Origin of the sequence: Vibrio sp. ArtGut-C1 (genome assembly GCF_002105475.1) — a bacterium.
GTDB lineage: Bacteria > Pseudomonadota > Gammaproteobacteria > Enterobacterales > Vibrionaceae > Vibrio > Vibrio diabolicus.
The window spans coordinates 18,332-40,752 of the sequence record NZ_NCTH01000023.1; the positions used below are offsets into that span (position 1 = coordinate 18,332).

The following is a 22,421-nucleotide window of genomic DNA, read 5'->3' on the forward strand; positions in this document are numbered from 1 at the left end:
ACACAACAATGAAAACCAAAATCAAAGCAGTGGCATTGGCGAGTGTAATGGCAATGGGATTGGCTGCAACAACCACCGCACAAGCGCATCCACGTTGGGTTCTGCCTTCTCACTTTACGGTTTCAAAAGAAGGCGGTGACTGGCTGACATTTGATGTTACTGCTTCTCACGGAACGTTTGTTTTTGATAAGCCTGCGGGTAGTGACCAAGCGTTCGTGGTGATGCCGGATGGCCGTTCTGAGCGTCCTAACTTTGTTGTTCGTGGCAAACGTCGTTCTATGTTTGATTTCTTTTTTACGGAAGAAGGTACGCACAAAGTCGCGATCAATAATCAGCCGAGTTACTACACCCAATACAAAGCGGGTCGTCGTGATACGGTGAAGTGGGCGCGAGCAAACAAAGCTGAGCGTGGTGATGTGCTTCCCGAGCAAGCACGTGATGTGGTTACTCAACTAAGCTACACCCGAGCAGAAAGCTACATCACGGTTGGTATGCCAACGGACAAAGCGTTGGAGATTGAAGGCAAAATGCTGGAGATGAAGCCGGTCACGCATCCATCGGACATCATTGAAGGTGAACCAGTCACTTTCCAGTTTTTCTTCAATGGTGAGCCACAAGAGGGCGTCACAGCGGAGATTACACGAGAAGGCACCATGTACCGAAATCATCAAGAACAAATCGATGTGGTGAGCGATAAAGATGGCAAAGTGATCTTCACGCCAGAGGTCGCAGGGCGCTACTTAATGAAAGCGAACTACAAAGGTGAATTAAAAGATAATCCATTGGCGGATAAAGCGAGTGCCAATGTTCACCTTACGTTTGAAACTCAACTTAACTAATCGAATTAGGCTCAGCAATCGCTGGGCCATTTTGGAATCATCATGAATAACACTTCTCTTCTAAAAGCTGCTTTGCTTTTTTCTGGATTTGCTTCTTTTCACGCTGCTGCACACTTCCCTCTGATGAGTTGTCACTTGGCGCAAGATAAAGTGATTTGTGAAGCGGGCTACTCGGATGGATCGACAGCGGTCGACTACGATGTCGAAATGTACGATTACGACGACAATCTGATCGCCAAAGAGAAAACAGATAAGCGTTCCATCGCAGAATTTACTCACCCTGAAACAGATTTCTATTTGGTATTTGATGCCGGACATGAAAGCCCGGTGGAAGTGGATATCGTTGAGCTGAAAGAGAAATGAGTGTACAGAAAGTTCGTCCCGATGATGGTAACCGAGAAGGAAAGTGGGTCGCACTGACTATCGCAGCGATTCTCGGTTTTGCAGCCATACTTATGCCCTACCATCAGGTTGCGACTGAAAAGTCAGACATACAGGCTCATCAAGTTTTAATCACGGACTTACATCAAAACGAGTTGGGTTTGATCGCTGAACTTAAGCTTGCTCATGAAGAGATTCGTGATTTGCAGCTAGAAACTGGAACTTGGCCTGAGGTCTCTGACATGGAGGCGCTTTGGATTGCTCCATTCGTAAAAGACCAAAATTGGAAGCGCAAAGGGTCTCATCAGTGGAAACGAATCGATGACGGAGTCTACATTGGCATGAAGAAAAATGCCCAAGGTTCTGCCTCTATGCTTCTGGATAGCCGTGGCTCTCAAGCTGATATTTGGTTTAGTGATTCTAGCCGATCGTTAAATGCGGAGGTACTAAGCGATCTAGCAAAACGCCGCCAGCATGGCTGGCAACAAATCGTTCTGTCAGATTCCTCTTCTTCCCATTCTCACGCCCATTAAGACAACATAATTGATAAGTACTATGATCAAACGCTCTCTTTTACGTCGTATTCTTACAGCCACCGTGTTATTGACGGTGTCTTCTACAGGCTTTGCTGCCGATAAACTCAGTATTGGTATTACGCTTCAACCTTATTACAGCTATGTCAAAGCTGTTGTTGATGACAAGGCGAACATCATTCCTCTGGTCGATGCTGGTTTTAACCCTCATAACTATTTACCGCAACCCAATGATCTTAAACGTTTGAATGAAATGGATGCGATAGTGATCAATGGTATTGGTCATGACGATTTTGCACTGAAAGTGATCAAAGCCTCTCAGCGTGATGATCTCGTGGTTATCGAAGCGAACAAAGAAGTGCCTCTGTTACCGGCTATGGGGCAGTCAGTTGGTCAAGGTGCAGTGAACCCTCACACCTTTGTTGGTCTATCGACCACTATTCAAAAGGTTTACACCATCGCGAGTGAGCTAAGTAAACTGGACCCAGACAACGCTACTTTTTATCGCCAAAATGCTCGTAAATACGCAAAAACATTTCGCCTGATGAAGCGTGATGCAATGTTGTCTCTTGGTGAGTTGGACACGGCTGGTATGAAGGTGGCGACAACCCATAATGCTTACGGCTATATCCTTCAGGAGTTTGGTGTTGACGTCGCAGCTGTCATTGAGCCTGCTCATGGCGTTGAACCAAGTGCCAGTCAGTTGCAGGAAACGATTGAGAAAATTCGTGAATCCGGCATTGATGTGCTGTTTTATGAGCTCAATATGCCGAACCGTTTTGTTGATACCATCGAAGAGGCGACAGGGGTGCAGCTTTATCGCTTTTCTCACATGACTCACGGTGAGTATGAGGCTGATAAAGTCGAGGTTGAGATGCGAGATAACGTGGAAACGCTCATTGAAGCAATGAAGTTTGTTGCGAGCAAGCGAGCAGGGGAAAAGGCGTAATGACAGGTCCTTCCGTTTCCTTAAATAACGTGGGCCTGAAATACGCCGACAATATTATTTTGCAGAACATCAGCGCTGAATTCGAGAGCGCCAAATGCCACGTTATCATGGGGCCGAATGGTGGTGGGAAAACCTCTTTGCTTCGTTCGATACTTGGGCTAACACCATTTTCGGGAAACATTGCACTCAATTGGCCAGAGCAATCAGCTGCATCGGGTAAGATAGGATATGTACCACAAAAGGCGATGTTCGAGGCAAGCCTCCCGTTAACCGTGATGGATTTTGTGCTGCTTAATCAAACCCGTATTCCTCTATTTTGGCGACGTAAAACAAAGCAAACTCAACATGCTCTGGCCCAGCTTGATCGTGTGGGCATGGCAACGCGTTGCGATCGTCGTATGGGGCAACTCTCTGGCGGAGAGCAACAGCGTGTTTTGTTTGCGCAAGCTTTACTGGATGAGCCCAATTTATTGGTTTTAGATGAACCTACAACAGGGATGGACGAGCAAGGTGTTCGGTACCTTGAAGGTTTGATTCATGAAGTCGTTGGAGAAGGCAAAACGGTACTGGCAGTACACCATGACGTGACCGCAGTGCGCCGTTTAGATGCGCAGGTCCATGTCGTAAATCGTCAAATTGTGGCGTCAGGGCACCATTCAGATGTGCTAAGTCCTGATCGTATAGAAACATTATTCAAGCACTACACAGCAAAAGTGGAGGCTGCATAATGGATTGGTTACGAGAGTTAGCGGTTAGCGGCGTTGAAGCTGGATGGTTAAGCGATAGCTTTTCTTATGCCTTCATGGTGAACGCAATTGTGGCTGCGTTGATATTAGGACCATTACTTGGTGGTCTTGGGACATTAGTCATCGCCAAGCGACTGGCTTTTTTCTCTGAAGCGGTTGGGCACGCTGCGCTTACCGGAATCGCGATTGGTGTGTTGCTCGGTGAGCCGCCAGAGAATCCGATCATCGGCTTGTTTAGCTTTTGTATGATTTTTGCGCTGTTGCTTCACTTTGTTCGTAATCGTACGAATGTACCTTACGACACACTGGTTGGGGTTTTTCTTGCACTAGCGTTAGCGGTTGGTGCTGCACTGTTAATGTACGTCGCTCGTAAGATCAACATTCACATGTTGGAGAACGTGTTGTTTGGATCGATCTTGACGGTGACGGACAACGATATCCTTATTTTAGCGATCAGTTGCTTGATCATATTACTGCTTCTTATTCCAACGTTTAACCGCATTTTGCTGACTTGTATTAGCCCGGATATTGCACGTGTACGCGGCTTTAATACCAGCTTTTATGATTACTTATTTGTCATGATGATCACCTTGGTCACCATCGCCGCGGTAAAGATTATTGGCGCGGTATTGGTTGGTGCATTGCTACTGATTCCTGGTGCAACGGCTAGGTTATTGACTAAACGCATGGGCAGTTTCGTTCTCCTTTCTTCTTTATTGGCAACCATTGCGTGTTTAGTCGGAACCATACTGCCGATGGAGCTTGAGCTACCAGTGCCATCAGGCGCATCCATCATCATTGTTTCTGCGGCCTTTTTCCTAACAGCAACGGTTTACCGAATTATCCAAAAAGCGTAACCCTTTTTATAAAGTAATGAACATGAAGATAAAAAAATTAGCGATAACTTTTGGTTTGGTTATAGCGACGACACTTCCATCGTTGGCAAGCGCCAAAGACATTTTAACCAGCACTCCCGTCACGTACATGTTGTCTGAGCAACTCATGAAAGGTACAGGGATAGAGACTCAGTATCTGCCTCCAAAGCGTTACGGCGTTGAGCGTCTTGAGAACTGGTTCGCAAATAAAGGTACAGAGCAAGTTAAGCAAGCGGGTCAAGCCGCGACGGTTGCTATTACTCTTGGTGCGATTTGGAAACAAGACCCGACTTATGTTTACGCTCGACAGGGCAACGTTCACTTGATTGAAATCGATGCATCGCAGGCCATTTCTCCTAGAGCTCAAGGAGTTGCAGTACTGACATTGGAAAACGGGTCAACATCGAAGTACGCGTGGCTGAACCCTACAAACTTAATCCGAATGGCGGGCATTGTTGGAGAGGATCTACAACGTGTATATCCTGAGCACCAAAAGGCGATTCAAACGAATCAACAGGCTTTTATGCTCAATGTGCGTGAACTGATCAACCAACAACAGGCAGAGATCTTCGATAAAGGCATCGATTCAGTGGTACTGATGAGTGAGTCACTAGAGGACTTTGCCTCTGGCAACCAATTGTTTGTGGTTGGGCGCGAATTTAAGCCAGAACTCGAGTGGACAGAAGAAGACAAATTATCTTTAAAAGCTCAGTTTGAACAAGATAAAACGCTATGGTTAGTTACGGATAAACGACCGTCGAAAACCTTGACATCGCTTATTAAACCGAGTCGTATACTGCAAATTGATGTTATTGACCGCTGGGGCAGTAAGGGTATCAAAACTGAGAAGCCACTCGCACGTTGGGAGATGTGACACGTAAAAAGCCACAGATTTTATGATGGGGAATGAAAAGTTCCCTATTTTTTTGTGACTTAGTTCAAAACGTGAGCATTAATACCACTGGTTGCATAAGAAAGTGTTTGTTTCATTTCTATTTCATTACTACTTTGTTATGTGTTCGTTGCGATTGATTCGGATTTAATCTGTCTCTAAGCGAACCGGTACAAACAACTATACGGATGTTAACAATGAAAATGAAAACTCTAGCCGTTGCAGTGGCGGCACTAGCATGTGGTTCACAGGCCTTCGCAGCAGAAGTTTACAACAGCGATGGTACATCTTTATCGATCGGCGGTCACGTTTCAGTTGGCGTGGGTGAGTATTTCGAAGAAGAAGTAAAAGTTCACCAAGTATCTCCACGTATTAACGTTGCGGGTAAGAAAGACATTGGCAACGGTATTACTATCGACGCTAAAGGCGAATGGGCACTTAACTACCTTGACGGTGGTGAACAGTCATTCAAAACTCGTCTAGGTTACATCGGTGCAACTCACGAGCAGTACGGTCGCCTTGTGGCAGGTACTCAATGGTCACCTTACTACGATGTAGCTGGTGTTGCGGATCTACCAATCGCGTTTGCGAACGACTTTTTGTACGACAACCACGGCAACCTAGGCTCAGCTCGTGCTGATAAAATGCTTAGCTACCGTAAAGGTTTTGAATTTGGTGAAGGCTTTGCTTTCAACCTCGGTCTAGGTTGGCAAGGTGAGCAAACTTCAGATGCAACAACATACGAGCAACGTGGTCAAGTTGCACTGAGCGGTTCTGTAGCTGGCTTTGGTCTAGGCTACGTATACAGCGGCGGTGATGTTAAAAACGCGACTCTAGGTACTAAGAATGCTGAATCACACCTATTCTCTGTAAACTACGGTCAGTACGGGTCAGGTCTATACGCAGCAGTAGTATACGGTATGAACGATTACTTCTACGACATGCGTAAAGAGACTTCTCAACTTGAAGCTCTTTTGGCATACGGCGTAAACGATTGGACATTCAGCGTTAACTACGAAGGCGTAGAAGACGAAGAAGACAACAAGACAGTTTCAAGCGAAACTGCGCTACAAGCAGAGTACGCTGTAACTCCTGCTTTCGTAACGTTTGCAGCTTACCAGTTTGATCTAGGTAACGACTACAACAGTGAAGAGAACGACTACTGGACTCTAGGTGCTCGTTACTACTTCTAATAAATAGGCCAGTTTCTACTGCCTAAACACATTTATTGTGTTAACGCCTACTCGTTGTGAGTAGGCGTTTTTCTTTCTGCTTTCCTTTGGCTATAAGAGACACTGGTAATGATGTGCTTAGGTAACCCAACTCTCTTTTTAGAGAGCGCGTCTATAAAAAATGCCCGCAAGTTGCGGGCATTTTTGTTGTTAGAGATGCAGTTCTATTAATACGCTTATTTTTTATCGAGTAAATCGAGTAAATCGAGGAAGAACGCATATTCTAGCGCATCTTCTTTTAAGCGTTTAAATCGACCAGATGCGCCGCCGTGTCCGGCTTCCATATCGATTTTGAACAACAAGACGTTATCGTCTGTCTTCATTTCACGAAGTTTGGCGACCCACTTCATTGGTTCAAAGTACTGCACTTGAGAGTCGTGCAAGCCAGTCGTTACCAACATGTTCGGGTAGTTTTGTGCCTTGATGTTGTCGTAAGGCGAGTAACTCAACATATAGTCATAGTATGTTTTGTTATTTGGGTTACCCCATTCATCATACTCATTGGTGGTTAGTGGAATCGATTCATCGAGCATAGTGGTTACCACGTCCACAAACGGAACATGAGCGCCGATACCGCGATACAGTTCTGGTGCTTGGTTGATGACAGCCCCCATTAAGAGACCACCTGCAGAGCCACCAACAGCGAAGACTTTATCTTTCGCGCCATAACCTTGCTCAACCAAACCTTTAGTCACATCAATAAAGTCGTTGAATGTGTTTTGCTTGGTGAGTTTTTTACCATCTTCATACCAAGGACGGCCAAGCATTTCAGATCCACGGATATGAGCGATGGCGTAAACAAAGCCGCGATCCAATAGACTTAAACGTGCCGAGCGGAAAGTTGGCTCAATGGTTGCTCCATAAGAGCCATAACCATATTGGTAGACTGGATTCGTACCATCCTTCTTAAATAAGTCTTTACGATACACCAAAGAAACGGGTACTTCTTTACCGTCACGGGCTGTGATCATAATGCGTTCTGATTGGTAATTGTCAGGATTAAAATCACCAAGTACAGGTGTTTGCTTCATGATTTCTGACTCGCCCGTTTTTAGATCGAAATCGTAGTAGGTTCCTGGAGTGGTTAAACTGCTGTAATAAATACGAACTCTCTCGTTATCCAGCTCTAGGTTACCTGTCAAATAGGCAGCAAACGCATCGTCATTAAATGTGAGGGGGAATTCTTTTCCTGTAGAGAGCTGACGTACAGAGACGCTTGCTAGGCCGTTAGAGCGCTGCTCATAGACGAGGTGATCATCGAATAGCTCGAAGTCGACAAGTTGAGTGTTGTCGTCTGCGGCAATCACGTCTTGCCACTTAGAGCGATCGTGCATCTCTTCTTGCTTAACTTTCATCAAACGGAAGTTCACGGCTTGATAGTTGGTATAAATGTAATACCAATCGCCTAGCTTAGAAATGCTGTATTCAATGCCATTTTTACGAGGATAAAAAGGCTTCGCCTTTGCTTTAGGGTTGTTCGCATCGATGATGGAGACGCCGCTGGTTTCTGTACTGGAATGCCAGATATAAATATCTTCGCCATCTTTGCTTTTGCTTAGTGAGGTGTAATAGGCGCTGTCGGTTTCTTCAAAAATCAACTCATCACTGCTTTGTGGCGTGCCTAAAACATGACGATACACTTGGTAGCCCAGCAAGGTCTGTGGATCTTTTTTGATGTAGTAAAAGGCGTTGTTATCGTTCTGCCATGCAATCGCGCTTGAGGCGCCTTCGATTTCATCTTGTAGGTAATTGCCTGTTTTCAGGTCTTTGATCTTAAGAGTGTAAACGCGGCGGCTTAATGTATCTTCGCCATACGCTAGTAAGTTTTCATTCGGACTAACGTACAAGCCGCCAATACTGAAGAACTCATGTTCTTTTGCAAGTTCATTGACATCTAAAATGACTTGCTTGTCTTTGCCTGCAAAGTCTTTAGCTCGAAGGTGAACTTCGTATTCGTTATCTCCGGTCACTTCACTTGAGTAGAAGTAGTTGCCTTTACGCACAGGAACGGAGTTGTCGTCTTTTGCTATGCGACCTTTAATTTCTTCAAATAGCTCATTTTGAAGAGCTTCAGTGTGCTTGAGAACGGTTTCCGCATACTGATTTTCTTGCTCTAGGTGCTGCAAAATTTCCGGATCTTTACGTTCGTCGTCACGCATCCAGTAGTAGTTATCAACGCGAGTATCACCATGAATAGTCATCGCGTGAGGGACTTTTTTCGCAACCGGAGCTTGAGTTTGTTGAGCAACGATCTGTGATTGGGAGTATTGAGTCATGCTGGGAGTTCCTTGATTGCTGCATCCGGCGACAAGCGCGACCGAGACGGCCAACGTAGTTAAAGTGAAACGCATCTGTTTTTGTCCTTATTATACACCCAAGTGGCCTCATCCTGAGGGCTGGGCTTTCATTTCGTTAGTGGTTTTCAGTTGTCCATTCTTTGTTATGAGGTATGCCAAAAAGTGAGAATCCTCAATATTTCCGAGTTGGCTACTCAATTTGAAGGGAGCTGAAAACACATTGTGTAAGCAGCTGTTATTTTTAACAAATATCAATTCGAAAGTTAAATCATTCTCATCGGGAAATCGATATAGTGTGATATGAAAAAAGGGACACACTTGTTGAGTGTGTCCCTTTTGGATTTTGAACGTTAGTCGATAATGATCAGATGACTTGCGGCACTTCGTTTGAGTGGTTGTGCGCTCGATTTACCCACATGAGCCCAAGCATTGCAATTACCGACATTGCCATCATCAAAACACCAAGCGGCATTTGGTTATGCGCTGGGAATAGCGATGCAAGCAAGGTTGCAATACCGGCGCCCAAGTTCTGCATGCCACCCAGAGTCGCACCAGCTGTCCCCGCGTGGTAAGGGAACGGAGCAATTGCTCCGGTTGTTGCGGCTGGGAATAGGATACCCGCACCCAAAAAGTACACGGTTGCGCCACCAACCAGCGTTAACGCCGTGGTTAAACCAAACAAGCCAGGGATGAGCACAATAGCAGAGCCAACAAAAATCGATACCAAGCCCACATTTAAAGCACGACGCTCAGAGCGACGCTGCGCGATGTAGCTAGATAAGCCGGCACCCACCAAGTAACCCGGGATCGGTAAGATAAACAGTAAACTTACCGTTGTTGCTGGTAATGCCAATACACCACCTAGCAATACCCCAGCTGCTGCCTCGAACACACCTACGCCAGCAAACGTCGCAACTAGGCAGATCAAAAAGCCTTGGAAGCGGCGGTCAGAAAAAACGTGTTTGTAGCTTTTGGCTACTGGTTCGAACTTGCGTTTCTCTTTTGGTAGCGTCTCCATCATGCTGGTCATCATGGTAATCACCACTGCAATGCCAAACAGCGCTAAGAATAGGTAGCTAGAGCGCCAGCCAAACGCTTCGGTTAAGTAGCCGCCAAGTACGGGAGCCAACAATGGTGAGAAAATCACACACATGCTGATTAAGCTATTTGCTCTGTGTAGCTCAGAACCTTCAAAGCAGTCGCGAGTCAGAGTACGTGACATCGCACCACCGCAGCCAATACCTAAACCTTGGATGAAACTACCAATCAAGAACCATTCAAATTGGTGTGCAAAGAGCGCCACCAATGTACCTACGATGTAGATAAGTAGGCCTGCTATGATGATTGGCTTGCGACCTAAGCGGTCCGATAACGTACCGTACACGAATTGCGATAAGCCATATGGAATCAGGTAACAAGCCATCACAGCTTGAAGTGATGACGCAGACACCAAAAACTCACCCGCCATATGACCGATTGAAGGCACGTACATTGTTTGGGTCATTTGACCCACGGCAGTCAATATTGCGATTAAAAAGGTAAGTTTCGCTAATGGAAACGAAGCAGACATTTGCGTATCTCTCCAAAAAATTTAAGACGTAAAAACCCTTAGCGCTCTAATGCAGAGTGCCAACAGACTTTTGGTGTTACGGGGCTATTTGCGCGAGATATTAGTCTTTGCGTGTACAATTAGCAATCGAAAAGTGTGAAGTTGAGCAAGATAAAAATCTATAATATGCATTAGAAAAACTAATCTTAATTTGCATTCGGAAATAGGCTGCTTTTCTTTGTTGAATTACGTTAAATCTCTTATTTGTTGTGAATGTAAACCTACTTATAGGTCATTGGTTTTTATGGTTAAAATCGAGGGGAGAAGAATTGTTTTGGTTAGCCAGAGCAAGACATGGTTCGAACGAAGAAAAGACTGGAGAAGGCACCATGAACAAAAAGGGAGCCGAAGCTCCCTTAGAAATGATTATGTTTATTCGCGGCCAGATGCGTATGCGTAAAGCATTTCTAGCGCGATGGTTGCTCCCGCTAATGCGGTAACATCACTGTGGTCGTACGGAGGCGATACTTCTACAACATCCATACCCACAATATTCATACCGGCTAAGCCACGAATGATCTTCAGTGCTTTGTCTGAGTTCAAGCCACCACAAACGGGTGTACCTGTTCCTGGTGCGAAGGCTGGATCCAAGCAGTCGATGTCAAAAGTAACATACACTGGCTTGTCTGCGACGGTGCGACGAATCTCTTCTAAGATCTCGTTCACCGACATGTCATTCGCTTGCATCGCATTAATCACATTGAAGCCGTGATCTTGCTGTTTGTATTCAGTACGAATACCGATTTGTACTGAGTTCTTCGCAGAGATCAAACCTTCTTTCGGCGCATGGTAGAACATTGTACCGTGGTCGTATGAACTGCCATTTGCGTAGGTATCCGTATGAGCATCAAAGTGAATCAGAGCCATTTGACCATGATGCTTCGCGTAGGCACGCAGGATAGGCAGTGTGATGAAGTGGTCACCGCCCAATCCCAACATGGTTTTACCGCTTTTTAGAATTTCACTGGTTGCTGCCTCTAGACGGTAAGTGAAATCTTCCGCATCACCACAGTCAAACACGAGATCGCCCGCGTCGATCACTTTCAGCTTATCCAATACGTTGAAGTCCCAAGGGAACTTCTTACCTTCCCATGCCAAGTTGACTGAGGCACGGCGAATCGCATCTGGCCCCATGCGTGCGCCTGGACGACCAGATGTAGCCATGTCCAGAGGAACCCCTAGCACCACAACGTCTGCGTCTGCCGATACCGGATTACGAATGTACGGTAGACGTAAAAACGACATAGAGTTGGAGTAAAGCGAATAATCGGTTTTAGTAAACAAATCATTCATATCAGAAGTCCTCTAAATAGGTGTATCCCGCTAGACCTTGTTCTAGTTCTGCTAGGATTTGTGCTTGTTCATTGGCTTCAACTCGTTGGGAAACCAATTGTTTGTAATTGTCACGAATCTCATCCACGTCGATATGAACGTAGCGCATCATGTCTTCTACACTATCACCTTCATTGATGTAACTGATCTCAAATTGACCGTGTTCATCAACATTGACTACTGCACTGTGGGTGTCACCAAATAGGTTGTGCATGTCACCAAGGATTTCTTGGTATGCGCCTACTAGGAAAAAGCCCATTAGGTATGGTTTGTCTTTGCTCCAAGCTGGTACAGGTAGCGTGCTCTCGATGCCTTGACCATCAACGTAGTGATCGATCGCGCCATCAGAGTCACAGGTGATGTCCAACATTACTGCACGACGCTCTTCCGCATCGCCAAGGCCAGAAAGTGGTAGAACAGGGAACACCTGATCAATACCCCAAGCATCTGGTAGAGATTGGAAGAGAGAGAAGTTCACGAAGAACTTATCTGCAAGACGTTCGCTCAACTCGTCCAGAATCGGACGGTGGAAGCGATTTTTAGTGCTCATCTTGCGGCTTAGTTCGAAGTAAATGCGCAGTGACAGTTGTTCTGCCCACGCACGTTGCTCCAAGTTAAGCACGCCAGTTGCGAATTGAGAGTGTACCTCTGCCAAATCACTTTGGGTATCGTTGTAGATCTCAATTAACGCACGAGCGTCTGTACCATCTTGTAAGTTTTCCCAGTTTCGCCACATGTTTTGTAGTAAAAGTGGAGCATCTGCGCCAAGTTCATGCACTTCTTCCGGTTGGTATGTTTCTGTACCAATTACGTTAGAAATCAACACAGCGTGGTGCGCTGTCAGTGAACGACCGGATTCAGATATGATCACTGGCATCGGTTGTTCGTATTGCTGACACACGTCGCCCACTGTGTTGACGATATTACGTGCGTACTCTGCAAGGCCGTAGTTCATCGAGTTCGATGATTGGCTGCGTGTGCCGTCGTAGTCGACTGCCAAACCGCCGCCCACATCGAAGTATTCGATGTTTGCACCCAGTGCGCGCAGTTCGCAGTAGAAACGTGCAGACTCATTCACACCATTACGTACATCACGGATGTTTGCCATCTGTGAGCCAAGGTGGAAGTGAACCAGTTGCATCGCATCTAGGCTGCCTTCGCGTTTCAGACGTTCAATAACACTAAGCACTTGCGATGCAGACAAACCAAATTTCGATTTTTCACCGCCACTTGCTTGCCATTTCCCCGCACCTTGAGAGGCGAGGCGAATGCGCAAACCAAGGCGCGGTTTTACGCCCAAGCTTTTCGCTTCTTCTAGCACCAGATCCAGCTCAGAAAGCTTCTCTAGTACGATGAATACCTTGTGGCCCAGCTTTTCACCGATCAGTGCAAGACGCACATACTCACGGTCTTTGTAGCCGTTACACACGATCACGGAGCTGCCTTGTTGAGCCAATGCAAGTACTGCCAACAATTCTGGCTTGCTACCCGCTTCCAGACCAAGCTGTTTGGTTTCTAGTTGAGCTTGGCTCGCTAGAATTTCATCCACCACTTCACGTTGTTGGTTTACTTTAATTGGGTACACCAACAGGTATTTGTTTGGATATTGGTATTCTTCAATTGCTTGGTTGAAAGCGTGGCAAATTCCATGCACACGTTGGTGCACGATTTGCGGGAAGCGCACTAATACAGGCAGATTTAACTGCTTCGCTTCTAGCTCATTTACAATGGCACTGAAAGGGATTTGATGTGCACGATCACTACGAGGTGATACGTAAACCTCGCCTTGGTCATCAATACCGTAGAAACCTTGGCTCCAGTAGTGAACGTTGTAGTCCGCGCGGATGCGGTCTAATTTAGTTGCTTTTTCCAACTCGATTCTCACAAAAATGTACTTAAGTCCTTAATTAACTAGAAGGAAAAGTACAAAAAAGCAAATCATGAGGCATTAACCTCATACCCTGACACGAACTCCGTGTGCGCGCATTAACGGATAAAAGTGCCGCTGAGTCTAATGATTAAAATCTATCATCTCGATTATGATTTCTTGTCGTGCGCTGATGTGAACATTTGTTTACCAGAGCGTCCATTCAGCTGTTATAGTTGGTCTGACCAGCAAGGAAGCGGTCATGAAAAATCTCACTCAAATAAGGACATATTTTGCAGCTGCACAGAATTCAGGGATACATTCAGACCATGTATCTCGCCGAATATCCCGATAAATTAATGTTGCTTGATGGTGCAAGTCGAGCAGATATTCCTCACCTTAAAGATTTTATTGAACATCAACTCCATCGTCCTTTTTCTGACCTAAAGTTGGTCGTTGTGACACACATGCATCCAGACCACGCTGGTGGCGCGCACAAACTGCGTGATTTAACTGGATGTAAGCTATTGGCTGCAAAGCGAGAGAGTCAATGGTATAGCGGTGTAGATGGTTGGCTAATGCATTTGACCGATTTGATGTTAGCGCGCTGGATGGCGAACCGGATGCGTAAACCAAAGCAAAACCTGTGGTATTCGCGCAAGTTAAAGCCCGATATAGAACTCATCGATGGTGAATGTATTCCGGGGTTTGATGATTGGCAGGTGCTAGAAACGCAGGGACATACCGATAGAGATTTGTCGGTTTATCATTCTGAACAAGATGTATTGTATGTGGCGGATTTGATGGTGCAGGTTAAGAAACACCTGATTGCGCCGTTTCCCATATTTCATCCAAACCAATATCGCCAATCATTAAAGCGTGTGTTTGAGATGGATCCGCAATGTTTGCTTTTGGCGCATGGGGGAGAGGTGACTTTTGATGAGAAAGCGTATCAGCACATTCTGCATACTGCGCCGACTAAGCCGATGACCCATTGGCGCGTCACAAAGGTTAAAGCGAAGGGATTGTTGTTTGCGCTATTTCGTAGGAAGTAGGCGAAGATAAAGCCAGACGAGTGATGCTCAACAAAAACGTTCGATCACTCATCTGAAGCTACGGGGTTAAGATGCCAATAAGTGAGATAGGCTAGGGTCGACCAGCACTTTGTCTGCCATGCCCTGACGACCTAACAACATCATGTAAGTCATTTTTTCACGGTTGGTCAACGTAATGTCGATTGGCCATTGTTTGTCACCCATGCGCAGCATGGTGGTGATAACGCAGCGATGCTCAAAGGTACCGTTTGAAGATTTAACTTTACGGTTTGCCTTTAGCTTCGCTGTGCAGCGAACCACTTGTTCTAAGTGATAAACATCCGGGTGTAGATCGAATGCAACGTAAGACTGACCATCTTTTTCAAAACAATCAATGTTATCTACATGTAATGAAGAGGTTTGTGCGCCCGTATCAATGCGCGCTTCAAGGTGAGTAATCCCTAACTCAGGTAAGCAAATAGCTTCGGCGTTCCCAATGATCATTTTCTGATTCATAGTGTCATCCTAGCGATGAGTAATACGAGAGCCTACTGAGCAGGCTCTCACTCAAACAATTATCAACCTTTACCACGAGTACGGTTTGCGTGTGGTTTTGCGTTTTTCTCGATAAAGTCGAAAATCATACCAGCAACGTCTTTTTCTGTAGCGAGCTCGATACCTTCAAGACCTGGTGAAGAATTCACTTCCATTACCACTGGGCCGTTTTTAGATTGAAGGATATCTACACCGCATAGGTTTAACCCCATGACTTTTGCCGCGTTAATCGCAGTAGCGCGCTCTTCTTTGCTTAGTCGCACTAACTGTGCAGAGCCGCCGCGATGTAAGTTAGAGCGGAACTCGCCTTCTTTCGCTTGGCGCTTCATCGCTGCAATCACTTTATTACCGACAACAAAGCAACGTATGTCTGCGCCTTTAGCTTCTTCGATGAACTCTTGCACCATGATGTTTGCTTTCAACCCCATGAATGCTTCGATCACGCTTTCTGCTGCTTTGTTGGTTTCAGCAAGCACAACACCGATGCCTTGAGTGCCTTCTAGTAATTTAATCACTAGAGGTGCGCCACCAACATTTTTGATCACGTCCTGAATGTTATCAGGGTGGTGAGCAAAGCCAGTGCGCGGCAAGCCGATGCCTTTACGCGATAACAGTTGCAACGAGCGTAATTTGTCACGAGAGCGACTGATCGCGACCGATTCGTTGACACAAAATGTGCCCATCATTTCAAACTGACGTACAACCGCGGTACCGTAGAATGTGATGGATGCACCGATGCGAGGAATCACAGCGTCGTATTGTGGCAATTCTTCACCCTTATAGCGGATCTTAGGGTTGTTGCTCGTAATGTCCATATAACAGTGCAGAGTATCGATGACGTCTACTTGATGTCCACGCTCTTCACCTGCCTGTTTTAGGCGCATGGTTGAATATAAATTCTCATTACGAGAGAGAATAGCAATACGCATGGCAATTCCTTAGTAAGTCAGTACCAAATTAAAAATATAAGTATAGAGTATAGAATGCAGCAGGTATGTGATATTTAGGTGATATTACCTACTGACTTCAACGATTTAGATGTGTGGTTGGACAACCACTTCGTTAGAGGTGCGCACCTTAGGTTTTTTTCTCGCGAGAAGAAAACGAAAAAAACTCGTCGTTACGACAAAAATAATTTGTTGAATCATCGGGCATTCTCAGCGTCGTAAGCTGGAAGTTGTCTGTGGGCTTTTTTAAGCAAACGGATTACAACGAGTTTAAAACGTTAGGCTATTCTGTAGTTTGTTTTGAGTTTGTGATGACGTCCAATAACACATCTTTAATTGTTTGATAGCGCAGTGGCAGAACACGACTGCGTTTGCGAACTAAAAATAACTCTTCACACACGGTGTTTTTCAGTTGTGCGATGTGCAAGGTATCTTTTTGTGGGAAGTTGTCGACAGCACTTTGAGGCAGCACGGTGAAGCCGAGTCCTTTACTCACAGGTAGTAAAATTTGGCTTAATTGATTCACGTAGCCGGATAATGGTAAATCGCTCATCTTAATTTCTTGGAGCTCTTGTTCCGCGCATTGGTCAAAAAACAGCGTCATGTAGTGCTTGGCATCAGGATGGGCAATGACACCACAGTCGTGCAAGAGTTGTGGTGTTATCTGCTTTTCGCGGTATTGATTAGGTAGGACTAAGCACAACTGCTCCTTACCAATTCTTTCACTGTGAAATAAACCTTTGTGAGGAACATCAGTTACGATACCAATATCAATGCTTCCTTCCGTTATTGCATTGAGAATCGAGTGATTGGGTGCGGCTTCTAAATGCAGCGATAAGCCTGGGTGCTGTTTTTGCTTTTCTAAAAGAGGGCCATACAGCATCAATGCCATTGCGCCAGAACAGGCCAGTTTACAGTGACCTGAAAATGCATCATCAAAACTGAGTTCTTCGAGCAACGCTTTCTCTCTTTCTTCTAACTCCAGCGCGTAGGCGTAAACAATCCGACCTTGCTCTGTTAATTCGAAGCTTTTGTTTTCACGTTTGATCAGCGCATGCTGACAACTTTGCTCTAACTTTTTGATGTGTTGGCTGACACCAGGTTGGGTCATAAAAAGTTTTTCTGCCGTTTGTGTGAAATGACCGACTTCAATCAATGTCTTAAATGTATGTAACCAAACAGGATTAAGCATAATGTGAGATTTGCTGTGAGCTTGCTGAAAGACGTAGAGAAAATGATAGCACGGCACGAAATAAATCGACGCAAGAGAATCGGGTGCCTCGTGAAATAATAAATACCAGACAAAATAAAACCCCGCCTGGTTTCCCAGACGGGGCTTATTCTCTTTCGCAGCAATCCGGCTACTATAGGTGCTCCCTGCATCTATCCTTGATTGTGGCTAAGTCCTTTAACCGAGTTCCTTGTTCATCGCCTTCCTAGCGGTGTCCATTCTTGCCTATCATCCTGACGGGCGAACTCTATCCTAGAGCTTAACTACATCCTTGCTGATAACTCATCCTAAGCTACCAAATCTTCATCCTGAAGATACCTAGTCCATTAGGTTTTTTTCCTGTTCCCGCCAACATCCTGTCGACACAATCAGTATTGATGTTTTGCTGATTACTCTCAATTAGCTAGGTAAAAAAACTTTGGCAGCGAATATTGTTTGAAATGATATAGCTGATAATTTTCAATGGCTTATGTTAATTTTTCGATTTTGTCTTAGTCAATGATGGTCGTTTTGCTTACATTGCTTGTAAGAGATCTCGCACAAGGTGTCGAGCAAATGTCCGAATTGGCGTCGTTTTCATCCTGTTTAAGAATTTGCTCAAGATCACAACTCGATTTGTAGCCATAAAATTTGGCGATAGTGTCAGGTGGAATTTCCATTTCTTTGATGGCGAATGTTGCCCATTCATCACGTGTTTTGTGCAGGGCTTGGCGTAGCTTGACAGTGAAGTGACTCATGAAAGCCTCCTTAGTTATCTTGTCTTTCAAGGCAACAATAAGGAGCGTGACGACACAAAGTTGATAGTATGCCGCTTAATATCAATACTATTTCGGCGTGATGAAGATTAAGCTGGCAATACTGATATTATTTGAGCGTGAAACAATACTATTTTGTGGAGTAGCCAATGGCACACATCGAAAAAGTACCGCAAAGACCTGGTTTTTCTTGGCGCTATCGTCGCATTGATGAGCCAGAAAAAGAGTACGATCTCCATTTTCACGATGATGTGTTTGAATTAGTCATCCATCGCCACTTCACTGGCAGTTTGCATATTGGTCATCACGAATTAGAAGTGACTCACAACCAAATGCTATTGATCGCGCCTGGTGTGCCTCATTCAATTCACTCCACATTGGTCGAAAGCAAGTGCGAGACTCATGTGATTTGGTTTAAGCGTGAGTGGATTGCCAATTTGATGTTCTATTGCGCAGAGCTTAGAAAGCTTGATCCGCTTTTAAAGGCGGCCAACAAAGGTGTAGTGTTTTCTGAGCGGACAGCTCAGCACGTTGTGGATCTTCTACATGAGCTCATGACGTTTCCTGCAATGGAGCAACTATCGAGATTTCTCCATGTTTTGTCTCTGATTGCTCACGACGAAGGGGCGAAAACACTGATGACTCACTCTTACTTATCGATGAGTGAACACGAATTACAGGAAAGAGAACGAGTGGCAAGTGTCAACGCGTATCTCGAACAGTACTTTGCAACTAAGGTGACGCTCGCAGACTTGGCGAACTACTTATCGCTGAGTGAAAGTGCGGTCACAAGATTGTTTCAAAAGCACTTTAAAGAGCCGTTTAGCCAACGCCTAATGAAATTGCGGATCAATCATGCCGCAGATTTGCTGCAATCAACGCCTTTGCCGATTGGAATTGTGTTTGAGAGAGTAGGGTATCGAAACCAAGCCCTGTTTAATCGTCACTTCAAAACGTATAAAGGGCTTACGCCACGCGAGTACCGCCAGCAATATCAGCAGCGAATCCAGCCTTAATTGGGTTGCACACAACTGCGATCACGAACGCGAAAAGAGTTGCTCGGTTGAAAGTGATGGGCAATTGATATCTTACTTGCAAAATTTTTCAGGAATCATTATTAAGATTCAGTGACAGATAATATAGGGAACTTGATTGCCATTTTTCTGTCATATCTGGTGAGTAAGTTAACCGTGTCAGAGAGATAATACGCCGTTTACTAGTCAAAGATGACTGCAATAAATCGGTAATTATCATTATGTTGTGAAATTGGTCACGGTTAAATAATTGGTTCCCTTATAGATTGAAGGGGATTCGACCTTAGACAATAAGCTCCATAAGGAGCGTTACTTATATAAGATGAGGGATTTTACTATGAAAAAGACTAGAAGAGCTCAGCTACATCGTGTGCGTATTCAATACTGGAAAGACACGAAAGACGCACCAGCTAAAAAATCATAGTTAATGATACCTAAAGGCACGAGCTGGCAGTGGAACGTCGTTTCCCGCTGATTGCCAGCTCAAAAACGCCACAATCACATTCACTCCGCACAACCTCCCAGCACTCTACTTTTACTATCACACACTTCCAAAAGTAAAAAAGCCAGTCCGGAGACCAGCTTTTTATTATTGTCAGTATGACTCTGTTACTTACAGGTAGTTTGCGTCAACCAAGTCGCCAGCTTTTGCGCTTTTCACTTCTGGACGTGCTTCTAACCATGCAATAACTTGTGCTTTTTGCTCTTCAGTAGCACTGCCGTAACGGTCAGTAGAGCATAGGAAGCCTTCAAACAGTTCTAGACCACCGCCGCCGAAGCAAAGGCCAAGCCCATCAATGTAGTCGATAAAGTCATCAACGAATGCATCGTAACGGTCGAAGTCGTTGATGTCTGTTTCACAGCTGATCTCGAAACCTAGGATTGCGAACTCACCTAAGAACAGCTTTTTACGGATACGACGGCTCTTGTTATCGATCTTGTCTAATTTCATGATTATCTCTCGTAGATGATTTGATTTCGTACACCTTATACCTTCTATCACACTTTAGCCCAAGTAAAATCAGAATGAAGCGATACAGTTGGTGATTATGTGACCAGAATTTAATTGCTTCGTTAGCTGTGTTGGTTTGGTTTGCAGTATTGTTGAAACACAAGTTTCATATGTTTTAAGCACTTTTGTCATTTTTCTTATCCAAACTTCTTGCCGTTCAACTAATCACTTATTTATTAATTAAACTATAAGATCGGGAAAGTAAAAATGAGCAAGGAAACCTTTGACGCGACGCGTTATAACCAAAGTGAAAACAAACCATTTGAAGAAGTATTAGAAGCGAGCCTATCTCGACGCAGCATTCTGAAAGGTGGTTTAGGTATCAGTGCGATGACAGCGTTTGGTGCTTTCGGATTGGCTGGTTGTAACTCGTCTGACTCAGGGAGTACAGTAAGCAGTGGTTCGGGCGCATCTAAAGCCGTTCTTAACTTTGAATCTATCCCTGGCTCACTCACTGACGCAGTTTCAATTCCACAAGGCTACACCGCACAAGTACTAGTACCTTGGGGAACACCACTTAATGCGCAAGGCAGCGCATGGCAAAATGATGGTACCAACACCAGTACCGATCAGTTAAATGCGCTAGGCATGCACCATGACGGCATGCATTTTTTCCCATTGAACGATAGCACTACAGATGGCTTGCTATGTATTAACCACGAGTACATCGACACATCAGCACTGCATCCAAATGGTCCGACGGTTGAAAATGGCGTACGTACCATTGTAGATGAAGTGCGTAAGGAGATTAACGCGCACGGTGTGTCAGTGGTTCGCATTCAACTGGAAGACAACATGTGGAAGTTGGTTGATACCGATCCACTAAACCGTCGTTATACTGGTGCGACAGTCATGGATTTGTCTGGCCCGGTGGCCCACACATCTTTAACTGTCACTCGTTTCTCGCCAGATGGCAGCCAAGCGCGTGGTACGTTAAACAACTGTGGCAACGGCTACACGCCGTGGGGCACGTACTTAACGTGTGAAGAGAACTGGCCAGGTTACTTTGTTAATGCCGGGACTCGTACAGAAGAGCAAGATCGCATTGGTGTCGATGACCAAAGTACACGCTACTTGTGGGAGACATTAGCAGGAAATGCAGAAGAGCGTCTTGATGAGTTCTCTCGCTTTAATGTGGCTCCAACAGGAGCAAGTGCGATGGATGATTACCGTAATGAAGCCAATGGTCACGGTTACATCGTCGAAATTGACCCTTACACGCAAAACTCACGTGCGAAGAAACGTACTGCGCTAGGTCGTTTCCGTCACGAGGGCTGTACTTTCGGTAAGCTTGAAGAAGGCAAACCAGTGGTATTTTATTCTGGTCACGATTCTCGCTTTGAATACCTATACAAATTTGAATCTGCGGCAGCGTGGGATCCAGCAGATGCTAACCCTGATAATCGCTTGGCGATGGGTGACAAGTACATGGACGAAGGCACACTGTATGTGGCGCGCTTCAATGAAGACAGCACAGGTACTTGGTTACCATTAACGCTTGATAGCGTAACAACCGCTGGTGGTACGTTAGCGGAGCACTTTAACTCACTGGCTGAAATTATCATCAATACTGCTGGCGCGGCGGATTTAGTTGGGGCAACACCAATGGATCGACCTGAGTGGTGTACGGTTGATCCATTCACGGGTTCAGTATATTTAACATTGACGAACAATACGCGCCGTACAGATGAAACCAATCCTGCGAATCCACGTTTGAATAACAAGTTTGGTCATGTTATTCGTTGGGATGAAGGTGCTTCAGCAACTGACTTTACTTGGGATATCTTTGTCTTCGGTTCGCCAGCAAATGGTGATGCAGATACCAACCGTTCTGGCTTGAATGAGCTAAACCAGTTTGCGAGCCCAGACGGATTAGCGTTTGATGGCCGTGGTATTTTGTGGATTCAGACCGATAACGGCGCAGATGAAGTTACGTCTTACACTAATGATCAAATGTTGGCCGTTGTGCCATCTAAGCTAACAGATGAGAATGGTGACCAAGCAGTGATTGGTGCGGATAACCAAGCGGAGCTTAAACGCTTCTTTGTTGGACCAAATGGTTGTGAAGTGACAGGCTTTACTATCAGCCCTGATTACAAATCATTGTTTGTGAATATTCAGCACCCAGGCAACTGGCCATACAGTGAAGATGCCGCCGAAGAAACGCCTGCTGGTGTTTCTGTGCGTCCACGAGCTGCGACGGTTGTCATTCGACGTGAAGACGGTGGAGAGATTGCAGTTTAATCTCTAAATGCATTAACACCTTAAAATTCAAGCCCTGCAAATGCAGGGCTTGATTGT

20 protein-coding genes are annotated in these 22,421 nt (G+C 45.2%); 11 read left to right on the forward strand and 9 right to left on the reverse strand.

Annotated elements, in window-relative coordinates:
• Positions 1-8: 8 nt before the first annotated feature.
• The 8 genes from B7360_RS17665 (at position 9) to B7360_RS17700 (ending at position 6,408) form a co-directional block, all read left to right on the forward strand.
• Positions 9-839, forward strand: a complete 831-nt coding sequence (locus tag B7360_RS17665; protein ID WP_006741225.1) for a DUF4198 domain-containing protein — start codon at positions 9-11, stop codon at positions 837-839.
• 42 nt (positions 840-881) lie between these two features.
• On the forward strand, positions 882-1,202 hold the full coding sequence (locus B7360_RS17670) for a hypothetical protein (RefSeq protein WP_046873904.1): 321 nt from the start codon (positions 882-884) through the stop codon (positions 1,200-1,202).
• A complete protein-coding gene (locus tag B7360_RS17675; protein WP_006741227.1) occupies positions 1,199-1,753 on the forward strand; it encodes a DUF6162 family protein in 555 nt (184 codons plus the stop codon). The genes B7360_RS17670 and B7360_RS17675 overlap by 4 nt, the downstream gene beginning before the upstream one ends.
• A 22-nt stretch (positions 1,754-1,775) precedes the next feature.
• Positions 1,776-2,702, forward strand: a complete 927-nt coding sequence (locus B7360_RS17680; RefSeq protein ID WP_006741228.1) for a metal ABC transporter solute-binding protein, Zn/Mn family — start codon at positions 1,776-1,778, stop codon at positions 2,700-2,702.
• The gene (locus tag B7360_RS17685; protein ID WP_005393557.1) at positions 2,702-3,430 is read left to right on the forward strand and encodes a metal ABC transporter ATP-binding protein; all 729 of its coding nucleotides are present in this window, start codon (positions 2,702-2,704) and stop codon (positions 3,428-3,430) included. The genes B7360_RS17680 and B7360_RS17685 overlap by 1 nt, the downstream gene beginning before the upstream one ends.
• Positions 3,430-4,305: a metal ABC transporter permease gene (locus B7360_RS17690; protein WP_005393560.1), complete on the forward strand. Its 876-nt coding sequence runs from the start codon at positions 3,430-3,432 to the stop codon at positions 4,303-4,305. Before B7360_RS17685 ends, B7360_RS17690 begins: the two co-directional genes overlap by 1 nt.
• A 22-nt stretch (positions 4,306-4,327) precedes the next feature.
• On the forward strand, positions 4,328-5,197 hold the full coding sequence (locus B7360_RS17695; RefSeq protein WP_074189723.1) for a metal ABC transporter solute-binding protein, Zn/Mn family: 870 nt from the start codon (positions 4,328-4,330) through the stop codon (positions 5,195-5,197).
• A gap of 215 nt (positions 5,198-5,412) precedes the next feature.
• Entirely contained in the window at positions 5,413-6,408 is a 996-nt protein-coding gene (locus tag B7360_RS17700; protein ID WP_085344208.1) for a porin, read from the forward strand.
• A gap of 215 nt (positions 6,409-6,623) precedes the next feature.
• On the opposite strand, the gene B7360_RS17705 is transcribed toward B7360_RS17700, so the two are convergent.
• The 4 genes from B7360_RS17705 to speA form a co-directional block, all read right to left on the reverse strand.
• Positions 6,624-8,798: a S9 family peptidase gene (locus tag B7360_RS17705; protein ID WP_085344209.1), complete on the reverse strand. Its 2,175-nt coding sequence runs from the start codon at positions 8,796-8,798 to the stop codon at positions 6,624-6,626.
• A 310-nt stretch (positions 8,799-9,108) separates the two neighbouring features.
• On the reverse strand, positions 9,109-10,314 hold the full coding sequence (gene emrD, locus B7360_RS17710; RefSeq protein WP_085344211.1) for a multidrug efflux MFS transporter EmrD: 1,206 nt from the start codon (positions 10,312-10,314) through the stop codon (positions 9,109-9,111).
• 411 nt (positions 10,315-10,725) lie between these two features.
• Positions 10,726-11,646 carry an agmatinase gene (gene speB / locus B7360_RS17715; protein ID WP_005393578.1) on the reverse strand — a complete coding sequence of 307 codons (921 nt, stop codon included), beginning with the start codon at positions 11,644-11,646 and terminating at the stop codon, positions 10,726-10,728.
• A 1-nt stretch (position 11,647) separates the two neighbouring features.
• Positions 11,648-13,558, reverse strand: coding sequence for an arginine decarboxylase (speA, locus tag B7360_RS17720; protein ID WP_085344264.1), 1,911 nt, complete (start codon positions 13,556-13,558; stop codon positions 11,648-11,650).
• Between the two features lie 323 nt (positions 13,559-13,881).
• Between speA and B7360_RS17725 the strand changes: the two genes are divergently transcribed.
• Entirely contained in the window at positions 13,882-14,607 is a 726-nt protein-coding gene (locus B7360_RS17725; protein ID WP_048625145.1) for an MBL fold metallo-hydrolase, read from the forward strand.
• A 66-nt stretch (positions 14,608-14,673) separates the two neighbouring features.
• On the opposite strand, the gene B7360_RS17730 is transcribed toward B7360_RS17725, so the two are convergent.
• The 4 genes from B7360_RS17730 to B7360_RS17745 form a co-directional block, all read right to left on the reverse strand.
• Complete coding sequence (locus B7360_RS17730; RefSeq protein WP_085344213.1) at positions 14,674-15,102, reverse strand: RimK/LysX family protein; 429 nt, start codon at positions 15,100-15,102, stop codon at positions 14,674-14,676.
• A gap of 62 nt (positions 15,103-15,164) precedes the next feature.
• Positions 15,165-16,070 carry a 30S ribosomal protein S6--L-glutamate ligase gene (rimK, locus tag B7360_RS17735; RefSeq protein WP_005393586.1) on the reverse strand — a complete coding sequence of 302 codons (906 nt, stop codon included), beginning with the start codon at positions 16,068-16,070 and terminating at the stop codon, positions 15,165-15,167.
• 301 nt (positions 16,071-16,371) lie between these two features.
• A complete protein-coding gene (locus B7360_RS17740; protein WP_065645588.1) occupies positions 16,372-17,280 on the reverse strand; it encodes a LysR family transcriptional regulator in 909 nt (302 codons plus the stop codon).
• A gap of 530 nt (positions 17,281-17,810) precedes the next feature.
• Positions 17,811-18,056 (reverse strand): hypothetical protein, encoded by a 246-nt coding sequence (locus tag B7360_RS17745; RefSeq protein WP_006741242.1) that lies wholly within the window; start codon positions 18,054-18,056, stop codon positions 17,811-17,813.
• A gap of 167 nt (positions 18,057-18,223) precedes the next feature.
• Between B7360_RS17745 and B7360_RS17750 the strand changes: the two genes are divergently transcribed.
• Positions 18,224-19,090, forward strand: a complete 867-nt coding sequence (locus B7360_RS17750; protein ID WP_085344215.1) for an AraC family transcriptional regulator — start codon at positions 18,224-18,226, stop codon at positions 19,088-19,090.
• 631 nt (positions 19,091-19,721) lie between these two features.
• Here B7360_RS17750 and B7360_RS17755 read toward each other — a convergent pair.
• Positions 19,722-20,060: a YggL family protein gene (locus B7360_RS17755; RefSeq protein WP_005393599.1), complete on the reverse strand. Its 339-nt coding sequence runs from the start codon at positions 20,058-20,060 to the stop codon at positions 19,722-19,724.
• Positions 20,061-20,327: 267 nt separating this feature from the next.
• On the opposite strand from B7360_RS17755, the gene B7360_RS17760 reads away from it, so the two are divergent.
• The gene (locus tag B7360_RS17760; RefSeq protein ID WP_085344217.1) at positions 20,328-22,364 is read left to right on the forward strand and encodes a PhoX family phosphatase; all 2,037 of its coding nucleotides are present in this window, start codon (positions 20,328-20,330) and stop codon (positions 22,362-22,364) included.
• Positions 22,365-22,421 lie beyond the last annotated feature (57 nt).

What these genes read in the sequence shown, in the direction of transcription:
- B7360_RS17700 (WP_085344208.1), top strand. Translation starts at nt 5,413, where the DNA reads ATGAAAATGAAAACTCTAGCCGTTGCAGTGGCGGCACTAGCATGTGGT.
- B7360_RS17730 (WP_085344213.1), bottom strand. Translation starts at nt 15,102, where the DNA reads ATGAATCAGAAAATGATCATTGGGAACGCCGAAGCTATTTGCTTACCT.
- B7360_RS17755 (WP_005393599.1), bottom strand. Translation starts at nt 20,060, where the DNA reads ATGAAATTAGACAAGATCGATAACAAGAGCCGTCGTATCCGTAAAAAG.
- B7360_RS17745 (WP_006741242.1), bottom strand. Translation starts at nt 18,056, where the DNA reads ATGAGTCACTTCACTGTCAAGCTACGCCAAGCCCTGCACAAAACACGT.
- B7360_RS17750 (WP_085344215.1), top strand. Translation starts at nt 18,224, where the DNA reads ATGGCACACATCGAAAAAGTACCGCAAAGACCTGGTTTTTCTTGGCGC.
- B7360_RS17670 (WP_046873904.1), top strand. Translation starts at nt 882, where the DNA reads ATGAATAACACTTCTCTTCTAAAAGCTGCTTTGCTTTTTTCTGGATTT.
- B7360_RS17740 (WP_065645588.1), bottom strand. Translation starts at nt 17,280, where the DNA reads ATGCTTAATCCTGTTTGGTTACATACATTTAAGACATTGATTGAAGTC.
- B7360_RS17760 (WP_085344217.1), top strand. Translation starts at nt 20,328, where the DNA reads ATGAGCAAGGAAACCTTTGACGCGACGCGTTATAACCAAAGTGAAAAC.
- B7360_RS17705 (WP_085344209.1), bottom strand. Translation starts at nt 8,798, where the DNA reads ATGCGTTTCACTTTAACTACGTTGGCCGTCTCGGTCGCGCTTGTCGCC.
- B7360_RS17690 (WP_005393560.1), top strand. Translation starts at nt 3,430, where the DNA reads ATGGATTGGTTACGAGAGTTAGCGGTTAGCGGCGTTGAAGCTGGATGG.
- B7360_RS17680 (WP_006741228.1), top strand. Translation starts at nt 1,776, where the DNA reads ATGATCAAACGCTCTCTTTTACGTCGTATTCTTACAGCCACCGTGTTA.
- B7360_RS17675 (WP_006741227.1), top strand. Translation starts at nt 1,199, where the DNA reads ATGAGTGTACAGAAAGTTCGTCCCGATGATGGTAACCGAGAAGGAAAG.
- B7360_RS17725 (WP_048625145.1), top strand. Translation starts at nt 13,882, where the DNA reads ATGTATCTCGCCGAATATCCCGATAAATTAATGTTGCTTGATGGTGCA.
- emrD (WP_085344211.1), bottom strand. Translation starts at nt 10,314, where the DNA reads ATGTCTGCTTCGTTTCCATTAGCGAAACTTACCTTTTTAATCGCAATA.
- speB (WP_005393578.1), bottom strand. Translation starts at nt 11,646, where the DNA reads ATGAATGATTTGTTTACTAAAACCGATTATTCGCTTTACTCCAACTCT.
- rimK (WP_005393586.1), bottom strand. Translation starts at nt 16,070, where the DNA reads ATGCGTATTGCTATTCTCTCTCGTAATGAGAATTTATATTCAACCATG.
- B7360_RS17665 (WP_006741225.1), top strand. Translation starts at nt 9, where the DNA reads ATGAAAACCAAAATCAAAGCAGTGGCATTGGCGAGTGTAATGGCAATG.
- B7360_RS17685 (WP_005393557.1), top strand. Translation starts at nt 2,702, where the DNA reads ATGACAGGTCCTTCCGTTTCCTTAAATAACGTGGGCCTGAAATACGCC.
- B7360_RS17695 (WP_074189723.1), top strand. Translation starts at nt 4,328, where the DNA reads ATGAAGATAAAAAAATTAGCGATAACTTTTGGTTTGGTTATAGCGACG.